This is a genomic window from Paenibacillus sp. GCM10027629 (assembly GCF_042676425.1).
GTDB classification, from domain to species: Bacteria; Bacillota; Bacilli; order Paenibacillales; family Paenibacillaceae; genus Paenibacillus_K; species Paenibacillus_K terrigena.
The window spans coordinates 959129-978075 of the sequence record NZ_JBHTGZ010000003.1 but is presented as its reverse complement, the minus strand read 5'-3'; the positions used below and the strand labels follow the sequence as shown (position 1 = coordinate 978075).

The following is an 18947-nucleotide window of genomic DNA, read 5'->3' as shown; positions in this document are numbered from 1 at the left end:
TCGGAGTTTAGTGTACAGCTGCTATTTTTTTCTGTCAACCATTTTTTGCTAGAATGATTCTTAAATAGAAATGATACAATTTAATACTGATCAAGTTGAATCTGCATACCTGTTCTGGCTAATGTAACCTGATTCGGAAGTTCATAATTCGCTTGCAAATCTACCCCATGACCCATGTGCGTAAAATAAACACGTCGAGGCTTAATTTCTTGAAGCAGTTCCATCGCCTCGACCATATCATAGACGGATCGCGTGTGAAAATCCGCTTCCTCGTAATAGAAGTTCGTTCCCAAGATCAGGATATCCAGGTTCATGAGGAATCGCTTCTGATCCGGATCAAGGTTGATGGCATCCGAACAATACCCCACCCTCATATCCTCCTTCGTGAGACGATACGCATAGGACGTACCGTTCTTCCCATGACACATCAAATGCGGTTCGATCGTCCATCCCCCAAACAGGATACCTTCCGCTGTAATCGGGTGAAATTGCAGCTGTCTCGGCAGCCAAGGGAACTGATCACAGATCGTATCCAATACCTCTGGCGGACCATAGACATCTCCCTTCTCCCCTGTCCATCTGCAAGCATCCGCCCACTCTGGCATACCTGCGATATGGTCAAAATGCGAATGCGTAATCAAGGCCGTCTTCATGAAGCGTTCTCCTAAATGCTCCATCTGTGCAACCCAATCTGGGCCACAATCAATGAGTAAATCTCCTTCACGGGTTCGCAGCATCACCGAAGATCGGTATCGTCGATTGACACCTGTCGTACGCGCCTCCTGACATATTTCACAGTCACAATACACACGGGGAACCCCCATCGAATCACCTGTACCGAGGAAGATGAGTTCGTCCATTCACATTCATCCTTTCAAGCAATAACTCGTATCTACTCATCCTTGTCTATTCTAGTCTAGCATGTGATTTCGCATCGGATCAATCCAAAGCCTGTCTCAATATAGCAGAAAAGCGCTCCAAGGAGCTCTCCTCCTCAGAACGCTTTTGACCCAAATGGATGAAATCAACCTGCATAAGAAGGTTTCGCCGATGGTACTGACGGTGCGGCAGGCTCTTGACCGCTCGCACTGCTCCCTTGCTGCAATTGATACATCTGATAGTAACGACCTTTATGCTGCATAAGCTCCTCGTGGTTACCCTTCTCTACAATCTCCCCACGGTGCATGACCAAGATTTGATCCGCGCTGCGAATGGTCGATAATCGATGGGCAATGATGAACGTTGTACGCCCTTTTTTGACGACATCGAGTGCAGATTGAATGATCGCTTCCGTCTCCGTATCAATGTTCGCTGTAGCCTCATCCAGGATAAGAATCGCAGGATTGAACGCTAATGCGCGTGCAAAGGAAACAAGTTGGCGCTGGCCTGCGGACAATGTACTTCCTTTCTCAATGACCGGCTCATCGAAGCCCTTCGGCAAGTTCGCAAGAATACGTTCCGCACCAACATCACGAAGCGCCTTTTCGACCTGCTCCCGAGTGATCGATGGATCATCTAGACTTACATTACTTGCAATGGTCCCCGTAAATAGGAATGGATCCTGCAGCACGATACCCATGTGTTGACGAAGCAGCTGCTTCGGAATGTCCTGCACATTGATGCCATCAACCGTGATTGCACCTTTCTGCACATCATAGAACCGGAACAAGACATTGAGAATGGAGCTTTTTCCTGAGCCTGTGTGCCCGACAAGTGCTACCGTCTGCCCTTGCTTCGCTTCGAATGAAATATTCTTCAAAACATATTCCTCATCTTTGTAAGCAAAGGAGACATCGTTGAACTTCACGTTTCCTTGATAACGATCCAAGGTGCCCTCAGCCACATCGGTCCCTGGTTGATCCATCAGCTCGAACACGCGCTCAGCAGATACTAAGGCTTGCTCCAGCTGTGCGAGCTGGTTCACCATACCTACAATCGGCTGGAACATCCGTCCAAGATAGTCTACGAATGCATAGATGACCCCGAAGGAGATAGCCCCGCCGATATCAAAGGATCTGCTTCCGAAATACCAGATGACGACGGCTAACGCCAAGCTGCGCAATACATTGACCAAGTTGTGCGATGTGAGAGCGTTCAAGTTTAACATTTTCGTACGATAATGGTAGTGCTGTTCGTTCATCTCTTCGAATTCTTGCTCCGTATCCTTCTGACGACGGAACGCCCGGATTACCGTCATTCCTTGGATCGATTCATTGATCAATCCATTAATATCGCTCAGCTTCGAACGAATAATACGGTTATATTGCGTTGCGAATCGACGATAAACATAGATCCATAAGATCAGAATCGGAACGATGATTAGACATACGAAGGCAAGTCGCACATCCAATAAGAATAACGCTACGAAAATACCAGTAATATAGACGGTGCCTGAGAAGAAGTTCGCAAGCACATTCACGAATAGATCTTTGACTGCTTCGGTATCATTCGTGACCCTCGATACCACTTTGCCCGCAGGTAATGTATCAAAATAATTGATAGGCATGCGGTGAATCTGATTATAGACGTCCATCCGCATCTTCTGAATAACGCGGTTCGCAGAAGTCTGAAGGTAGTAAATCCGTCCATATTCGAATATACAAGCGGCCACTAACAAGGCCAAGTAACCGCCCATGAGCATTAAGATCCCTTTCATCTCCGGCTTGTAAAAGCCTATCAGTTCATTTACGGAAATCTTCGTCGCTGCATACGTAGTCAACTCGCCATTCCCAGACTTAATCTGAAGCTGGCCTTCAGCAAAAGTACGTTCGCCTGTCGCCTGAACCGCTTCATGAACAAAGACGAATTGTCTGCCAACCTGGAGCACGCGAACTTCCTGACCTTTCGCGTCCCCCGGATCCAAATGATCGGAACGTTTGTAATAATGTCCTTGATATTGCACCGCATCCTTACTCGACGCGTTTACTTCGACCCATGACCTCTCGATGCCGAGAATATGATTGTCAATCATCGTCTTCGCGATGAAAGGGCCAGTCAACTCTGCTGCAACAGCAACTGCGAGCATGAGAAGCGCAAGAATAAACGATTTTTTATAGATAAGTGCATATTGATATAATTTCTTCATGACGTTCATGGTCTCACCACCTTATGATAAGTTAGCTTCTACTTGCTGACGGTCAAATTGTTCTTTATACCATCCACCTGCAGCAAGCAGCTCTTCATGGGTGCCTCGTTCCACGATTTCCCCGTTATCTAATACAATAATAATATCCGCATGCTGTACCGCAGAGAGTCGATGCGTCGTAATCAATGTCGTACGCCCTTCGCGATCGCGTCGGATATTCTGAATAATTCTCGCTTCGGTCTTCGCATCAACCGCTGACATCGCATCATCCAACATTAAGATCTCCGCATTAGCAATTAATGCGCGCGCAATCGATACCCGCTGCTTCTGTCCGCCAGAGAGGGATACCCCTTTCTCACCAACAATGGTCTCAAGCCCATCGATTAACGTATTCATATCCTGTAAGAAGGATGCGGATTCGAGCGCTCGCTGGACATCCTCTTCCGATGCGTCACGGCGACCGTATTTAATATTTTCACGTACCGTTCTGGAGAATAGAATCTGTTCCTGCGGCACGTATGCTATCCATTGATTGATTTCTTCCAGCGAAATGTCTCCCAGACGAGTACCCGATACCTTGATCTCCCCTTGCCCGATCGGATATTCACGAAGCAATTGCTTCATGAGCGTCGTCTTCCCGCTCCCTGTCTTGCCGACAATACCAAGCGTCTGACCGCGTTCCAGTGTAAAGGACATATCTTTCAAGTTATCTGTCTCTGACATCGGATATTTGAATGTCACTTGATTAAATTCAATGGTGTGTGGGATACCTACCGTCTCCGTGCGATCTGCATTCTCAACGTCAGGCGTGTAGGTCAATGTCTCATTCACCCGATCGAGCGATGCTTCACCGCGCTGCATCACGTTGATCAATTCGCCAATCGCGAACATCGGCCAGATCATCATCCCAAGGTAAACGTTGAAGGAGACGAGCTCACCTAGCGTAATCTCTTGATGGAACACGAGGTAGGCACCATAGGCCAGACCAATCATATAACTAATTCCGACGAGGATTTTGATTGTTGGTTCGAACAATGCATCAATGCGAGCTACGTCCACATTTTTGCGGAATACATCATCAGTCAAGTTAGCGAACCGACGCTCATCCGCTTTCTCTTGCACATAAGCGCGAATGACACGTACACCCGAAATGGTCTCAAGTACCTGATCATTTAATGTACCGAACGCATCTTGCGCAATGGTAAATCGCTCATGAATCTTCTTCCCGTAGATACTCATCGCGACAGCGATCAGCGGGAGCGGCAGGATCGCCGCCAAAGTGAGCTTCCAACTGATCATAAATCCCATCGTGAACAGAATCGTCAACATGAAGAAGCTGGAATCAACGATCGTTAAGACACCGAAGCCGACCGTCGTCGATACGGCTCCCAAATCATTCGTCGCGCGGGCCATCAAGTCGCCCGTACGGTTCTTCTCGAAAAATGTAGGCGTCATCTTCAACAAATGCTTCATGAACCGTTTGCGTAAGATCCGCTCAATAAGGAAGGAGCCTCCAAAGATTTGATACATCCATATATATCCCATGATGTAGACGAGTACCGTAATCCCAAGGAACATAAACAGAAACTCCGTTAATTTCTGCGATGTTAATGTCCCCTGCTGAATCTGATCAATCGCCTGACCCATTAAATTCGGAGGTACCATCTCGATAAAACCGAGTAAAATCAATAGGACAATCCCTACAATGTACCTTTTCCGATACATTTTGAAGAACCAACCTAATTTAAATAAAATCGAAAACATGTTTATTTCCCTACCTCTCCATTCAACTCTTCAATCGCAAGCCAAGCCTCATATAAATCGCTTAGTTCTTGCTCCACTGCCGTGTGCTCAGCATAAAGTCGCGAGAGCTCCGCAGTATCTGTTCGATATTCCTCATTCTGTAAAGCGAGTTCCAGGTTACATCGGTCTTTCTCCTTTAGCGCAATTTGTTGTTCGAGTTGAACCTTACGCCGTTCTGTCTTCCTGTTCTCTGTATCGGTTGTGGCGTTACGTTCTCGGATGGGAGCATTCACCCGTTTTGTTTCGGGCTGTACCTGTACAGCCTTCTCCTTCTCTAATTGCTCCTTATATGCATCAAAATTACCCATGTAGCGCGCCACCTTCTGATTCCGCAGCGCCCATACATGTTCAGCAATTCGATTCACGAAATAACGATCATGCGAGATCGAGAGCACCGTTCCACGGAACTCTTCGAGCATCTCTTCCAAAGCTTCTCTCGAAGCGATATCCAAATGGTTCGTCGGCTCATCGAGCACCAAGAAATTCGGCGTTCGCTGCATGATTAATGCAAGCTTCAGCCGCGTCCATTCCCCACCGGATAGATTCATGACAGATTTGAAGACGGATGCGCCATAAAACAAATACTTGGCTAACATCCCTCGAGCCTCTCCCTCTTCAAGCCCCAACTCATAACGGAAGTACTCGAGCACCGTAACGTTCTGCTCCGGTGGTTCGTCTTGTGCGAGATATCCGATATCCACGCGTGAGCCAAGCCGGATCTCTCCCTGGTCGGGTTGTTCAAGACCCAGAATGAGCTTCAACATCGTACTCTTGCCAGCGCCATTGCCGCCAATGATCGCGACACGATCTCGATAAGTAAGGTCAAGCGAGACATCGTGGAATAACGGTCGCTGATCGTATCCTTTCGATACGTCTTTCAGACTGAGCACATCTTTGCCCGATCGATCCGTTTCATTCGGCTGAAAATCAACTTTCTTATGCTCCAGTACAGGACGCTTGATCTTATCCATGCGGTCTAACGCCTTCTGAATCGAAGCCGCGCGTTTGAAGAACTTCTCATTGTCGCCTTTATTTCCCCATTCGATATAACGTTTTATTGCCTCTTTCATCTGCTTAATCTGTTTCTGCTGATCTTTATAATCAGCGAACTTCTGCAGAAGATTTTTCTGCTTTTCTTTATGATAATCGGAGTAGTTCGTCATATATGTCGTTGCTTCTCCGTCTTCAATCTCAATAATTTGGGTCACGACCCGATCCAGAAAATAGCGATCATGCGACGCAATCAGGCAAGTACCTGCATAGGCTATGATATATTGTTCAAGCCATTCAACTGCATCGAGATCCAAATGGTTCGTCGGTTCATCGAGCAGCAGGAAATCGGGACGTTCAATAAGGAGCTTCGCAAGCGCGACCTTCGTCTTCTCTCCACCTGAGAGATCAATAAATTTCCGATCAAAGCTCTCCGACTTGACTCCAATGCCATTTGCGACCTGCGAGATGCGCGTCTCGATTTCATAACCACCCGCTCGCTCGAATGCCTCTTGTATTTCAGCATATCGCCGAAGCAGCAATTCCATTTTTCGCTCATCGGTCGCTACTGCCTGTTCACTCATCTCCACTTCAAGCTCATGTAATTTGGACTGCAATTGTATTGCTTCCTGGAAGCTCTCAAGGAGTACGTCATATACCGTGCTAACTTGGTTTTCCACTTGTATTTGCGTTAAGTATCCGATCTTCGTTCCGCGGGGTATCGCAATCGTTCCCCGATCGGGTGTATCTGTGCCGGCCAGCAGCTGCAGCAGCGTTGATTTACCAGCCCCGTTCTGTCCGACAAGTCCTACTTTCTCTCCATCATTAAATTCAAAAGTTATATTAGACAGCACTTGTGTAGCGCCGTAAAATTTCTCAATTTGATTACAGTTAAACATGTTAATTTTTTCCTCCTAGGCTTTTACGAACAAGATGTTCGCTCTCGTAATGGTGGTACACACATCACGATTCCGCCTCCGAGGCAACAAAAAAAGGGCCGTAGGGAGGAGTCCCTACAGCCCTTTAGCTATTACGTCCGCTAAGGTTTAGGCAGGAATCGTTCCGTGTGAGTAAACTCGCTATGTGCAAAAATGGACAGACCTGTAGCGTAAGTAGCTCCATCATATGCAAAGCTAGCTGTTTGTACCATCATCACGTTCATCTTCATGTTCTGATCCATTAGATTGATATTCATCCTGCCTACACCTCCTTTTCTTAAAGTAGTATTACCATAACACACCATATTTGAGTTTTGCAAGCACATTTTCAATTATTAAACGAGAATTTAGGTTTTGGGTGACTACTATTCCCTAAGACGCTAATTACTCCATGCATGCAAAAAAGACACATCCGTTAGAGACGAATATGTCTTCGCTTGAGTCATTATTTTCTTCTATTCTTTCTGCTCATGAGATAGACTACGAGCAATAATAGGACGACAACTGCACCAATTCCTACAGGCAGTAGCATGTTAGATGATGACTCATCCGTAACTTTCGTCTCGTCCTTCACCGGTTCGGTGACAGAAGTAGTATCGTCCTGTGGATTAGACCCCTTGTCGGGAGTAACTTGCTCGGGTTGCTTAGCTTCTTGTTTCGTATTATCTGGCTTCGCTGTCTTGTCCTCTTGCTTCACTTCTGGCATCTTCACGGTGAACGAATAGGAGTTCTTGACGACATGTCCATCTTCGCCGAGAATTTTCCAATTCACCGTATATTCGCCATTCGGCAGCGCTTCTGGCAATGTTCCAACCATCGATTTATCTTGCACCGTTACTTTTAACGAATCGACTTTTTGGTTGGATGCATCAAGAATATCGAAGGAACTTAATTCACCAATTGTTGTTTTGAAGTTGAGCGTAATTTCTTTTAATTCGGTCGTTACGACTTCTTTGCTGCTAGGGGTCGAATCTTTCAATCCCGTATGTGCGAAGATCGTCGTCGGTAAAATCAGGGTAAAAATGAGTGCTATGCAAAATATCATTGATTTTTTCATTTTCGTTACTCCTTCAAGCTAAATTATGAATCCCGAACATTATAACAGACTGTTCTGATGATTCAAATGACTCGAAGGGGCTATTGACTTACGCAACAAGTATAGAAATTAATATCTCTACTTGCTATTCTTCATTATTTTTTCTCATATCTGCAAAAGAACGATCCTTTCTAAATACAGAAATGTTATACTCTTTCAATTTTATTCTAATGGTAAATATTGGTCTATATAAAAATAGTATGAAATAGAAAAAGGTGCCCTAATCTACAGGAACACCCTTCTTCCACCCTACTAATTCATAATTTTCCTCGCAACAATGACAAGATCATTCAGGTCAATCAAATGATTGTTGTCGATGTCAGCGCGTCTGACCTGCTCCCAGTCTGGGCTGCTGATCGACTTGCCGTAATGAACTGCAATCATCGCAAGATCACCAATACTCACTTTGCCGTCCCCATTCACGTCTTCTGGAATTCCAGCAACAACCTGGATCACGATAGACGAATCCGTGGATTCATATTCACGTCCATTGGCATCCGCTAACCTACTAGAAATCAAATTCATTGTTCCAGAAGCAGTCTCTGTTCGTAGTTTCGCTCTAAATTCGACTTCAATGGCATCTACATCACCAATGACGGAATAATCTGCTCCTTCACTTACAAGTATGAATCGGATTTGGCCCGGCTTTTTGGAATCTATCGAGATCAGATTCACCCCTGCAACTAACGATTTAGCCTGAACAAATTCATAGAGTTCATTATCGTAGCTCAAAGAATAGTCTTGGGCAAGAATCGCATTCTTGATATTCTCCATGCCTATCGTTACCTGAAAATTTTGGTTCGACTGAACAGCTGTTGGCCCTGTTAATGAAACCTTCACCTCAGAGTTCACAGCGTTGTCAAAGGACTGAACGGCTGCGTCCAAATCCTTCATCGCCTGTGCGACTAGTTCTTCCGATGCCGAAGGATTGTCTGCGATGATCTGAGCCCGATCGATTGCCTGCTGTAGAAGTGCTTTGTAACCTATAGGATATTGGCCGTTCTGTGTTCCTTCGGTTGCAGCGTTAAGCTTATCTCGCGCATTCAATATTGCGGACTCAAGAGCAGCTTTATCCACTCGTGCGATCGTGATGGTTCGTGGTATCGCAGCAATCGTATCTTGTGATTTGATCACTTTAATGTCATCGATAAAATTCCGGTTGAACACCGTCCCACCCCAGAAAGAACCGAACACGATCGTATTAAATTGCTTCGGCAGTGTCGTGTTCGTCGCAATCCATGAGCCATCAATGTACAATTTGATGTCTATATTGGAGCTATAATCCCATTTGAATTCATGCCAACCTGTAGATCGTGGAATGGATGAATTGGACCAAGTTGATCCGAAACGATAATTATAGAATGCATTGTTATTATACACACCGATCATGGCGCGGCTCGCATCGGTTCCGTTCGAGATGGAACCAACGAGCTGCATCGACGAGGCTTGAATCGTTGCATCATCATAGAACATCATGGTGATTATCCCATTCTGACTCGTATCGAATATTTTCTTCCGCGTCCCTTGGCCGATATACTCCGCACTCTGATTCCCTGTCCAAGACATTTCTTTCGAGAGCGTTAAGCCTTTATTGGCTGTATCCCATAACGTATCACCAAACCCGGACTCATCCGTCCCGTCTTCAAAATCGATCGAATAGGTTACCGCATCACGCAAAGTGACCTGAGCCGTTACAGAGATTTCCTTCGCTGATCCTGGTGATTCCTTCATGGTTAGAACTCCCGTACGATCATCAATCGTTGCGAAGCCAACCGTGGTATTGTAATCCACAGCTACAAATCTAGGATCCTGTGTGAAATCGATCAAACGCTTATCACTCATCTCACCTTCAAGCTTCAGATTTACCGTTGACCCTACAGCTGCGTCAATACTGGGCACGGATGACCCTACACGGATCTGCTGCAGTTCTGAGCGGCTAGGTGTAACTTTCACCGTATAACTCTCTGTTTTGGTAACACCATCCATGGTGAGCGAAGCATGGATAGACACATCGCCGCTCTTGAGCGCTGTGAGCTCCATCGTATCCTGATTCAAAGACGCAATAGTATTGTCAGATAACGTTATATGGATCTGAGCATCATGCGTTGGAAGTATAGCACCGCTCGCCGATCTTGCTTCCACATGAATCGTTGTTGACTCACCTGGAGTTAATACGGATGGTGCAGCTTTAACCGTGACCGTACTTAACGGCGGCATGGCTATACCCCAGGCATTAATCTTGTCTAGGACCGAGACCGGCGAGAGAGTCAAGTCAGGAATTTCATTTCCGGCATAGAGGATGACCCACTCCCCTTTTTTCAAATCCACTTCTACCACACCATTCCCGAGATCCGTAACATGAAAATTGCGAATTCCGTGTGCTTTCACAGCTCCCACGATCCCTGTTTTCACCTTCAATGGCTCACCAGCCAAGCTCTGGATCCGCACGAACTGCGTTGCCCCGTTCTGCCGTTTGGCAGAGATTTGAAACCCGCCATCAGCAAGCATCTGATGAAAATGCGAATCCTTCCATGTGCTTGGTACACTTGGGAAAATTCGCAGCACACCATTGTAGGATTGCAGCAGCATCTCTTGCAATACGCGATTAAAGAAAATCGGTGTCTCAATGACCGGACTTGATTCCGTGTACATCGTATTCGGATGAACTTGTGTATTCACGAACGTATCCAAATAAGATAACGCTGCATCACCTTCACCCTTCATCGATTTGAACGCTGCTCCCGCAAGATAGGAATAACCGCGGAATGATGCCGATTTGCCGAGCCAATAATCAACGGATTGATCAATTAACGCACCATCGGCTGCATTGTCATAGGTATACTCGAGCAACGGGTAAATCATCATTAAATGCGACCAATGCCGGTGGGAGGAGGTTAAGTTGACCCCTTTTCCGATCATAAAACCGTTCTTCGCATCAATTGGATATGGCACTAAATTCGACAAGATTTCCTGTGCTTTCTCAGCCGCCGGGTCATTTGCCTGCAATCGGTCGTTCGCTTCAAGGATGGCCCCGCATAGCCATTTCAATAATGACAACGTATAGTTGGAATCTGCTACACTGTCGGTATATTCCGGTGATGCCGTCCCTGGAAGATGGTATTTGCCATCTGATTGTTTATCCCCAAGAATATGTATGAAGTAATTAAGATTTCCTTTCATCAACGGGAACAATTGATCTCTTAACAAAGCTTCATCCATCGTCATTCGATACTGGGACCAAATATTAAACAACGCCCAAGTCAGATTTCCCGCTTCGGTGTAGACCGGACTTTTCATGGTCAAACTGCTCATTCGACCCATTGCGTAAGAATCCGCATGATATGGGCCCGTATTCGCTGCTAACATACTTCGGTTATCATACAATGCATCCACCATAGGCCCGGCCAAGTCAAGATGATTTGATGCATACAAAGGCGCATAAGTAAGCTGCGTATTGAGATTCCACCATATGCCTGGCCAAGTTGTTGGTGCGAACCAAGGTCCCATCAAATCGATCATCGGCTTATCGGCACGTGTCGCGGAAGCTAATTTGTATAGCTGAATCCAATAGAAGCTCTCTTTCTTGGCATCCGGTATGGAGATAAAGCTCTTCGGATAAAAGTCATGCCACCAAGACTGATGGGATTCACGCAAGTCGTCAATCCCCGCGGCAGAAGCTCGATTAACGGCATCAATGGCTTCTTGCTTCGCGGCTGTCCCTGGGTAGGAGAAGCCTTCACTGATATAGATAATCTGACGATTGGTATCAAGATGCTCGAATTTCCAAGCCGTCGCATATTGTCCTTCTCCTAATCCCTCCGTATGATACTTCACGTCCTCTGGCATCGATTGGACACTTACTTGAACATCCCCTATGGTCTCCAGGGTCTGTGCCGGATAAGCGATTAAATCCGCAGGCGGATTGTTCGTTCTGGTCGATTTGGAAGGGTCTGGCTTCCACACCCAAGAGAAAGTGCGCTCATTGCCTGTTGTCGTCACATCCAGCACAATGACGTTTTCTGAAGCGTGGGTGAAGCTGTTGATTGTCAGGCTCCCTTGATCTGTCGTAATGGTGCCGCTTGCCTCTGCATTCCATAAACTTAGCCGCATATTCCCCCGAGGATTCCCGCCAACATAACCAAGTTCAAAATGTCCGTTAGGTAGACGCGCTTCTGAGTATAAATCGCCATAGAGGATGTCGTAGCTTTTACGGTGATCAAATACATCCGTCCTACTCACTTCGAAATTCAGCGTCTTCCCAGCTTGCTGCCAGAACATCGTGCCAAGGAGACCATTTCCGAGAAACACGCCCTCTTTCCAACTAGACGGGAGTATATCCCACTTCATATCACTTTTCGCTAAATAAGATGACCAATCAATTGAAGCATTCACATCTTGTACCCCCTCTGCTGCCTTTACGGACTTGATACCCCAAGGGATGGAGACGATGACTAGAAGCCAACTCAGAAGAACAAATGAAGCTTTTTTCATTCCGTTACCTCCTTTTCTCAGCTCAAACCTGCTCATGACAACGCTTTCAGAGCTAATTCGATCGCACTCCCCTCCTGTATAATGAAGCCATTATAAGAGAGATCATGTCCGTAAAAAATAGATTATTTTCCTATAATAGTTGAAAAATATCTGGTTATACAAGCATAATGAATGCTTGATTTTATTAGGTCAAAACCTTACACAAACCGGTCAAAATTGTACCATTACAAATACGAAATGGCGCTAATTATCCCCGTCCCAATGGACAAAAAGAAAAATACCACCTTCCCGTTGCAATCACGAGTTGGTGGTATTTAATCGGCCTATTTAGTTCAGTTCCTGCATATGTTCCTCGAGCAGTTTACGCTTCATATCCCATGTTGCAAGACTTAGGTCCACATGATAGACATGCGGATTCATTTTCCGCAAATACTGAGGCCAGAATAGTTGTAGTTGGTCTTTATGATAAGTACGAATCTCCTCCAGGGTTGGCAGCTCATATACCAACTCGCCTGCTACGAAGATCGGCGTTAGCATGACCTGTGTCTCATAGTCCTGGACATGCCGATGTAGATAAGGATGCATTGGATCGAACAACTTAATTCGAGTCCCTTGCTTCACTTCATCTTCCTCGCTTAAGCAGATATAGTCTGCGAGCGCTTTGCCTCGATTCGGATCAATGATGCGATAGACATCTTTTTTGCCCGGCGTCGTAACTTTTTCCGGGTTCCCAGAAATTTTGATCGTTGGATGATATTCGCCGTTGCGCTCTAAGGCAACGATTTTGTATACACCGCCGAGTGCTGGCTGGTCAGCTGCTGTAATCAGCTGTGTACCAACCCCCCAGATGTCGACTTGCGCACCTTGTGCCTTCAGATCCGAGATCGTGTTCTCATCGAGATCATTCGATGCGACGATCAACACATCCGTTAATCCCGCTTCATCAAGCATTTCACGCGCATGAATGGATAGGTAGGCAATATCGCCACTATCAAGTCGAATGGATTGCAGACGTTTTCCTTTTTCAGCTAATTTCTTGCCGAGCGCAATGGCATGCGGGACACCGCTTTTCAACGTATCATACGTATCCACGAGCAGACTGACCTGATTCGGTAGTGCCTTCGCGAATTTCTCGAACGCTTCCTCTTCGGTGTCGAAGCTCTGAACCCAAGCGTGTGCATGCGTCCCTTTCGTAGGAATACCAAATTGCTGCCCTGCGAGCATGTTCGACGTTGCATCGAATCCGCCGATAAATGCTGCTCGCGCACCCCATACGGCTGCGTCGGCTTCTTGCGCTCTTCTAGTACCGAATTCAAGCAAAATATCCTTGCCAACAACCTGTCGAATTCGTGCCGCCTTCGTCGCAATCAATGTCTGGAAATTCATGAAATTCAGCATCGCTGTCTCGATTAATTGCGCTTCGAACAACCGAGCTTCGACACGGATCAAAGGTTCATTCGGGAATACGAGCGTCCCTTCTTTGACTGCGTGCAAGTTGCCTGTAAACCGCAGTTGTCGAAGTTCATCCAAGAACCGCGGATCATATTGTTCTTCCTGCTCTGCCAAGTATTGAATTGCCTCTTCATCGAAATGAAGCTGCTTAATATAATTTACAATCCGTTCAAGCCCTGCAAATACGGCAAAGCCATTCCCGAAGGGGAGCTTGCGGAAGTAAGCGTCGAACACAGCCATTTGGTTATGTGTCCCGTTCACCCAGTGGGCGTACATCATATTGATCTGGTATTTATCGGTATGCAAAGCCATCGCTTCAGCGTTCATTCTGTTCATCTCCTCATGTGCACGATGCTTATACGACCTGTGCTCCTAAAGTGTTAGCGAAATGTCCTAGCGCCCATTGATGACCTTGCGCATTGAAACTCGCGACGGCATCTTGATGGACGATAATACGAAATCCTTTGTTATACGCATCTACAGCTGTATGCAAGACGCAAATATCTGTACATACGCCAATCAAATGGAGCTCCTCAATCCCTCTCGTACGCAATTGAAGCTCTAGATCCGTACCACAAAAGGCGCTATAACGCGTTTTATCCATCCAATATATCTGATCTTGGCGCGATTGATACAATCCCTGTAGACCACCATATAAATTTCGACCTTCAGTACCGCGAATATTATGGGGTGGAAATAGCTTGAATTCGGGATGGTTCACATCTTGCTCTTCATGCAAATCCACGGCCATCACGACGAAATCCCCTTGATCTACGAATTCTTCGGTTAGGGTTAGAATCCGAGGTTCAATCTCTATTCCGGGCTCGCCTACTGGTAGCCTTCCATTCACGAAATCAATCGTATAATCAATGACAATCAGTGCTCTCATGGTTCATCACTCCTCTTGGCATTATGTATAGATCGACACTTCCGGTACATAATCTGTAAATCGATACAACTGTGCAGGCCGTTGTGAGTATTGATTGGAATACAGCTTCTCACCCGATTCATCACAAGCCACTTGAATGATTCCTTTACGACTCTGGGTCGAAGTGATTTTCCGAATAAAATTCGTCTCTTTGAATTCTGGAACAACGGTCTGAATCACCTGGTACAGCTCACTTAGCGTGAACAATTCCGGTAAAAATTCCTTGGCAATCGTCGTTACAAGCATCTGTTGTTGAATATTGCGATAAGCATCTGCTATAATCTCACGGTGGTCAAAAGCTAACTCTAACTCGTGCAGTGCTTCCATTACCGTGAATAATTTCACATCTTCGGCGTCGTCTTGGGCTTTGCGCTTCTCCAGCCACTTCTCGTTCACAAGTGCGAAGAAGGCATGTGAGATCATCCATCCTCTTGGGTCGCGCCCTGGCTTGCTGTATACGTTCAAATAATCTAAATGGACATCCGCCACGCCTGTCTCTTCCATCAGTTCACGACGCGCTGTCTCAAATAACGTCTCGGATTCTTTGCCAAAACCGCCGGGTAGAGCCCAGCTCCCAGCGAACGGCCATCGCTTGCGCTGAATAAGCAACACCATCAATTCACGATATGGCAGCGACTTCTTCGCCGTCTGCTTCTCTGTTTGTGTAATCGTAAAAATCACGATATCTGCCGGAGCACCGTCTGGTGTCCGATATTTCCCCACATTATATGCCTGGTTCTCTGTCGAATCCATCGATCTCGCCCCGATTTATTATTGTATTTTTGATATTATTATTATGACATATTAAACACAAATGTCAATCATTCGTTCTATTGTATCACAAAAAAAATAAGCCTCGCATAATCGCTTAGCTTATCTTTCTTCGATTTCCAGCTTCTATACGGATTTCTTCGCTTTGAACATCTCACCGATCGCGCCGATACTGCCCAGCGTCTCAACTGCACTTGCCGGGATAAATATTTTATTCGCAGCGCCGTTCGAAATATCTGTAAGAGCTTCAAACGAGCGATAAGCGAGAATATTCTCATTCAACCCTGCCGAAGCAATAAGCTCAATCCGTGTCTTCTCAGCCTCCGCGACGGCTTGGATCGCCTTGGCGCGACCAAGTGCTTCAAGCTCTTGCGCCTGCCGCATGCCCTCCGCTTCGCGAATACGCGCCTCTTTGTCTCCCTCTGCCTTCAAAATCTTACTCTGTTTATCCCCTTCAGCGCGTAATATCATATCCTGCTTCGCCGCTTCGGCTTCAAGCACAATGGCTCGTTTATTCCGCTCCGCCTTCATCTGCTTATCCATCGATTCCTGGATATCAAGCGGCGGCTTAATGTCTATGACCTCAACGCGCTCAATTCGCACGCCCCACTTCTCCGTCGCTTCATCGAGCGCAATGCGGATTTCGGTCGATATTTTCTCCCGGCCTGACAACGTCTCGTCTAGCTCCAGCTTCCCAATAATTTGACGCATCGTTGCTGTTGAAATATTGCGAACCCCGTAGACATAATCAGAAATACCGTACGTTGCATGCTCAGGTCCAACCACCTGATAGAAAATAATCGTATCGATCTGTACCTGTACATTATCCTTCGTAATCACCGTCTGTGGCGGAACATTCGCTTGCTGGATACGCAAGTCATGATACGTACGAACATGATCAATTATCGGGATAAGAATATTAATTCCAGGCGTTAACAGTCGATTGAATTTACCCAGCCGTTCCACGACCCCAACACGCTGCTGCGGCACAATCTTCACCGTAAGTGCGATAAAGACAACGACAACCAATAGAATTACAATCGTAATAACCCATTCCATACTAGACATCGCCTCCCCAAGGTTCTACTTCTAGAATCGTACTACGACGGTGCAGCACCCGGACTTCTGCATCACGACGAAGGGTTTTATTCGCCGTTGCACTCCAATATTCATTTTCTACTTTCACAATCCCCATTTGACCAAGCTCAATCGGCTCCGTCACAATCCCTTTCTTCCCAACCAATTGATCCACAGCATCCTGGAACCCACGAGATTTGCGAAGTTTGTGTGTCAGAGGCTTCGTGAAGATCGTAAGCAGAACAGCGACTACAGCAGCGATGATCACTTGAAATAGAAGCGATGATTCCGGTACTGCCAGCGCTACAATCAATCCAGCCAGCGCGCCGATCGCGAGCCATAACATGTAAAAAGTGAAAGACATCATTTCAGCGATTAGAAGAACAGCCGCAATGATTAACCAGACAACCCACACATCCATCTCCTGTCCACTCCCTTCTGTCATTCTTCCATATATACGTCGCTTCAGGGGAAAATATCATGGAATGCTCAATTTACTTCGAAGTTTTTCACATTGATCACAAAAAAGACATCCAAACCGTCCCCGGTCAGAATGCCTTTTCCCAAAAATTGATCTTAGTTAAAAAAATTATAGCTTCATTGCACCGCTATCTTGCTGCGCGTCATTCGTTCTAGATTGCCACTTCGCTGCACGCTTGCGCATAGCCGATGTTGCCCATTCATACAGAATGCGGACCAACACACTCGTTGCAACAAGTAAGATGGACATCGCTGATGCAGGCGCGATATCTCCCGCATCATCCATATTCACGATCATCACTGAAGCTAGCTTCAAATCCGGCGCGTATAGGAAGACAACTGCCGAGATCGTCACCATAGAGTTGATGAAGAAGTAGATCCCCATCTCCATCATTGCAGGAAGCGTAATTGGAATCGTCACGCGGAACAAGGTGCGATAGAACGGAACACCCATCGAATCCGATGCCTTCTCGAACTCTGAATCCAGCTTCTTCAATGCCGTTGTTGCTGTAATGAAGGAAACGGAGAAGAAATGGACAATGTTAACGAGAACAAGAATCCAGATGGAGCCATACAAGCCGTGCATTGGATTCGATCGATCATTGAAGAAGAAGATGTAAGCAAGTCCCAGTACCAACCCAGGTAGAGCTAATGGAAGGATCGCTAGAAAATAACTGATCTGGCGAACAAACTTCCAATGATTGATCTTCTCAATCGCATAAGCCGTCAAATAAGTCACAAATGTTCCGATGACAGCCGTCAATGCCGCCACTCTGATACTATTCCAGAAAGGCTCCCAACCGTTTCCCCCTGCAACCTTTGTAAAGTCAAAGTGGTCTAAGGTGAGCGATAAATTATATGGCCAGAGCTTCGCAAAAGCGCCGAATATTACCGTAAGTAATAAGACGAGAATCGCACCGGAGATGATCGCACAATAAATCGTGTAAAGCCGGTCTCGCCATACGCGAGGCACCAATTGATACGGGGCAGCCTTGGAACTGACCGCATTCTTCTGTTTACGATCTAAGTAGCGATCTACAAGAAACGCGAGGCATGCAGGAACGATGAGAACTAGTCCGACGGTAGCCCCCATCGTCATGTTCTGCTGTCCAATGACATACTTGTACATATCAGTGGCGAGTACGTTGTATTGTCCTCCGACAATTTTTGGCGCCCCGAAGTCGGTAAATGCTAACGTGAAACAGACGAAGAAGGCACTGATAAGTCCGTATTTGGTCCCTGGAAGCGTGACCGTCCAAAACTTCCGAATTGGATTCGCACCGAGCATCTCTGCCGCTTCATATAACCGATAATCTGACATCGATAATGCAACCACTAGAATTAAAAAGGCTTGCGGGAACGTATACACCACTTCCGAGATAATGATCCCTACAGGCCCATAGAGATGAATATCGATACCAAATGGCAGATGCCCGAAAAATCCAGTCGTGATAAACCCTTGATTCCCGAACATAAAGGTCAGCGCAAGCCCGAAGAACATCGAAGGAGCAAATAACGGCAGCATCGCAGTATATCGGAAAAATGTCTTCCCTCTCATCGGTGTGCGCACAATGCCATAAGCATACACAAATGCTAAGCCAACTGAGATGATTGTACTAATTATCGAGACATACATCGTATGTCCTAGCGATTGAAGTAATGCAGGTGATTTCATATAATTGAGCAAATTGGATACCCCGATCCATTGCCCTTGTTCATTCATGAATGCTTTCTCAAATAAACTGCCGAGCGGAAGCAGAATACTGAATCCGAGTAGAATCACAATAAGAAGTAATAGCAGTCGTTGTAAAATCTCATTCCACTTCACGTATAATC

Annotated in this window: 13 protein-coding genes; all 13 read right to left on the bottom strand. The window is 46.1% G+C overall.

The features are described from left to right. Positions 1-80: 80 nt before the first annotated feature. The 13 genes from ACFQZR_RS05030 to ACFQZR_RS04970 all read right to left on the bottom strand — a co-directional run bounded on the left by ACFQZR_RS05030 (position 81) and on the right by ACFQZR_RS04970 (position 18939). On the bottom strand, positions 81-860 hold the full coding sequence (locus tag ACFQZR_RS05030) for an MBL fold metallo-hydrolase (RefSeq protein ID WP_379343406.1): 780 nt from the start codon (positions 858-860) through the stop codon (positions 81-83). Positions 861-1024: 164 nt separating this feature from the next. Beyond that, positions 1025-3094 (bottom strand): ABC transporter ATP-binding protein, encoded by a 2070-nt coding sequence (locus tag ACFQZR_RS05025; protein WP_379343404.1) that lies wholly within the window; start codon positions 3092-3094, stop codon positions 1025-1027. A 12-nt stretch (positions 3095-3106) separates the two neighbouring features. Next, positions 3107-4849: an ABC transporter ATP-binding protein gene (locus tag ACFQZR_RS05020; RefSeq protein WP_379343402.1), complete on the bottom strand. Its 1743-nt coding sequence runs from the start codon at positions 4847-4849 to the stop codon at positions 3107-3109. A gap of 2 nt (positions 4850-4851) precedes the next feature. Next, on the bottom strand, positions 4852-6777 hold the full coding sequence (abc-f, locus tag ACFQZR_RS05015) for a ribosomal protection-like ABC-F family protein (protein ID WP_379343399.1): 1926 nt from the start codon (positions 6775-6777) through the stop codon (positions 4852-4854). Between the two features lie 140 nt (positions 6778-6917). Further along, on the bottom strand, positions 6918-7073 hold the full coding sequence (locus ACFQZR_RS05010) for a hypothetical protein (protein WP_379343397.1): 156 nt from the start codon (positions 7071-7073) through the stop codon (positions 6918-6920). Between the two features lie 188 nt (positions 7074-7261). After that, positions 7262-7873 (bottom strand): copper resistance CopC family protein, encoded by a 612-nt coding sequence (locus tag ACFQZR_RS05005; protein ID WP_379343395.1) that lies wholly within the window; start codon positions 7871-7873, stop codon positions 7262-7264. Positions 7874-8164: 291 nt separating this feature from the next. Further along, entirely contained in the window at positions 8165-12403 is a 4239-nt protein-coding gene (locus ACFQZR_RS05000; RefSeq protein ID WP_379343392.1) for a glycosyl hydrolase family 95 catalytic domain-containing protein, read from the bottom strand. 327 nt (positions 12404-12730) lie between these two features. Continuing rightward, the gene (locus ACFQZR_RS04995) at positions 12731-14182 is read right to left on the bottom strand and encodes a nicotinate phosphoribosyltransferase (RefSeq protein WP_379343390.1); all 1452 of its coding nucleotides are present in this window, start codon (positions 14180-14182) and stop codon (positions 12731-12733) included. A gap of 28 nt (positions 14183-14210) precedes the next feature. Further along, positions 14211-14744 carry a cysteine hydrolase family protein gene (locus ACFQZR_RS04990; protein ID WP_379343388.1) on the bottom strand — a complete coding sequence of 178 codons (534 nt, stop codon included), beginning with the start codon at positions 14742-14744 and terminating at the stop codon, positions 14211-14213. Between the two features lie 21 nt (positions 14745-14765). Continuing rightward, positions 14766-15536 (bottom strand): NUDIX domain-containing protein, encoded by a 771-nt coding sequence (locus ACFQZR_RS04985; protein ID WP_379343386.1) that lies wholly within the window; start codon positions 15534-15536, stop codon positions 14766-14768. Between the two features lie 144 nt (positions 15537-15680). Further along, positions 15681-16613, bottom strand: coding sequence for an SPFH domain-containing protein (locus ACFQZR_RS04980; protein WP_018757934.1), 933 nt, complete (start codon positions 16611-16613; stop codon positions 15681-15683). A 1-nt stretch (position 16614) separates the two neighbouring features. Further along, the gene (locus ACFQZR_RS04975; RefSeq protein WP_379343384.1) at positions 16615-17052 is read right to left on the bottom strand and encodes an NfeD family protein; all 438 of its coding nucleotides are present in this window, start codon (positions 17050-17052) and stop codon (positions 16615-16617) included. Between the two features lie 168 nt (positions 17053-17220). Beyond that, positions 17221-18939, bottom strand: coding sequence for a putative 2-aminoethylphosphonate ABC transporter permease subunit (locus ACFQZR_RS04970; RefSeq protein WP_379343382.1), 1719 nt, complete (start codon positions 18937-18939; stop codon positions 17221-17223). Positions 18940-18947 lie beyond the last annotated feature (8 nt).

Bases quoted from the DNA above. Each gene is read 5' to 3' on its own strand.
- ACFQZR_RS05030 (WP_379343406.1), bottom strand. From the start codon at position 860: ATGGACGAACTCATCTTCCTCGGTACAGGTGATTCGATGGGGGTTCCC.
- ACFQZR_RS05025 (WP_379343404.1), bottom strand. From the start codon at position 3,094: ATGAACGTCATGAAGAAATTATATCAATATGCACTTATCTATAAAAAA.
- ACFQZR_RS05020 (WP_379343402.1), bottom strand. From the start codon at position 4,849: ATGTTTTCGATTTTATTTAAATTAGGTTGGTTCTTCAAAATGTATCGG.
- abc-f (WP_379343399.1), bottom strand. From the start codon at position 6,777: ATGTTTAACTGTAATCAAATTGAGAAATTTTACGGCGCTACACAAGTG.
- ACFQZR_RS05010 (WP_379343397.1), bottom strand. From the start codon at position 7,073: ATGAATATCAATCTAATGGATCAGAACATGAAGATGAACGTGATGATG.
- ACFQZR_RS05005 (WP_379343395.1), bottom strand. From the start codon at position 7,873: ATGAAAAAATCAATGATATTTTGCATAGCACTCATTTTTACCCTGATT.
- ACFQZR_RS05000 (WP_379343392.1), bottom strand. From the start codon at position 12,403: ATGAAAAAAGCTTCATTTGTTCTTCTGAGTTGGCTTCTAGTCATCGTC.
- ACFQZR_RS04995 (WP_379343390.1), bottom strand. From the start codon at position 14,182: ATGAACGCTGAAGCGATGGCTTTGCATACCGATAAATACCAGATCAAT.
- ACFQZR_RS04990 (WP_379343388.1), bottom strand. From the start codon at position 14,744: ATGAGAGCACTGATTGTCATTGATTATACGATTGATTTCGTGAATGGA.
- ACFQZR_RS04985 (WP_379343386.1), bottom strand. From the start codon at position 15,536: ATGGATTCGACAGAGAACCAGGCATATAATGTGGGGAAATATCGGACA.
- ACFQZR_RS04980 (WP_018757934.1), bottom strand. From the start codon at position 16,613: ATGGAATGGGTTATTACGATTGTAATTCTATTGGTTGTCGTTGTCTTT.
- ACFQZR_RS04975 (WP_379343384.1), bottom strand. From the start codon at position 17,052: ATGGATGTGTGGGTTGTCTGGTTAATCATTGCGGCTGTTCTTCTAATC.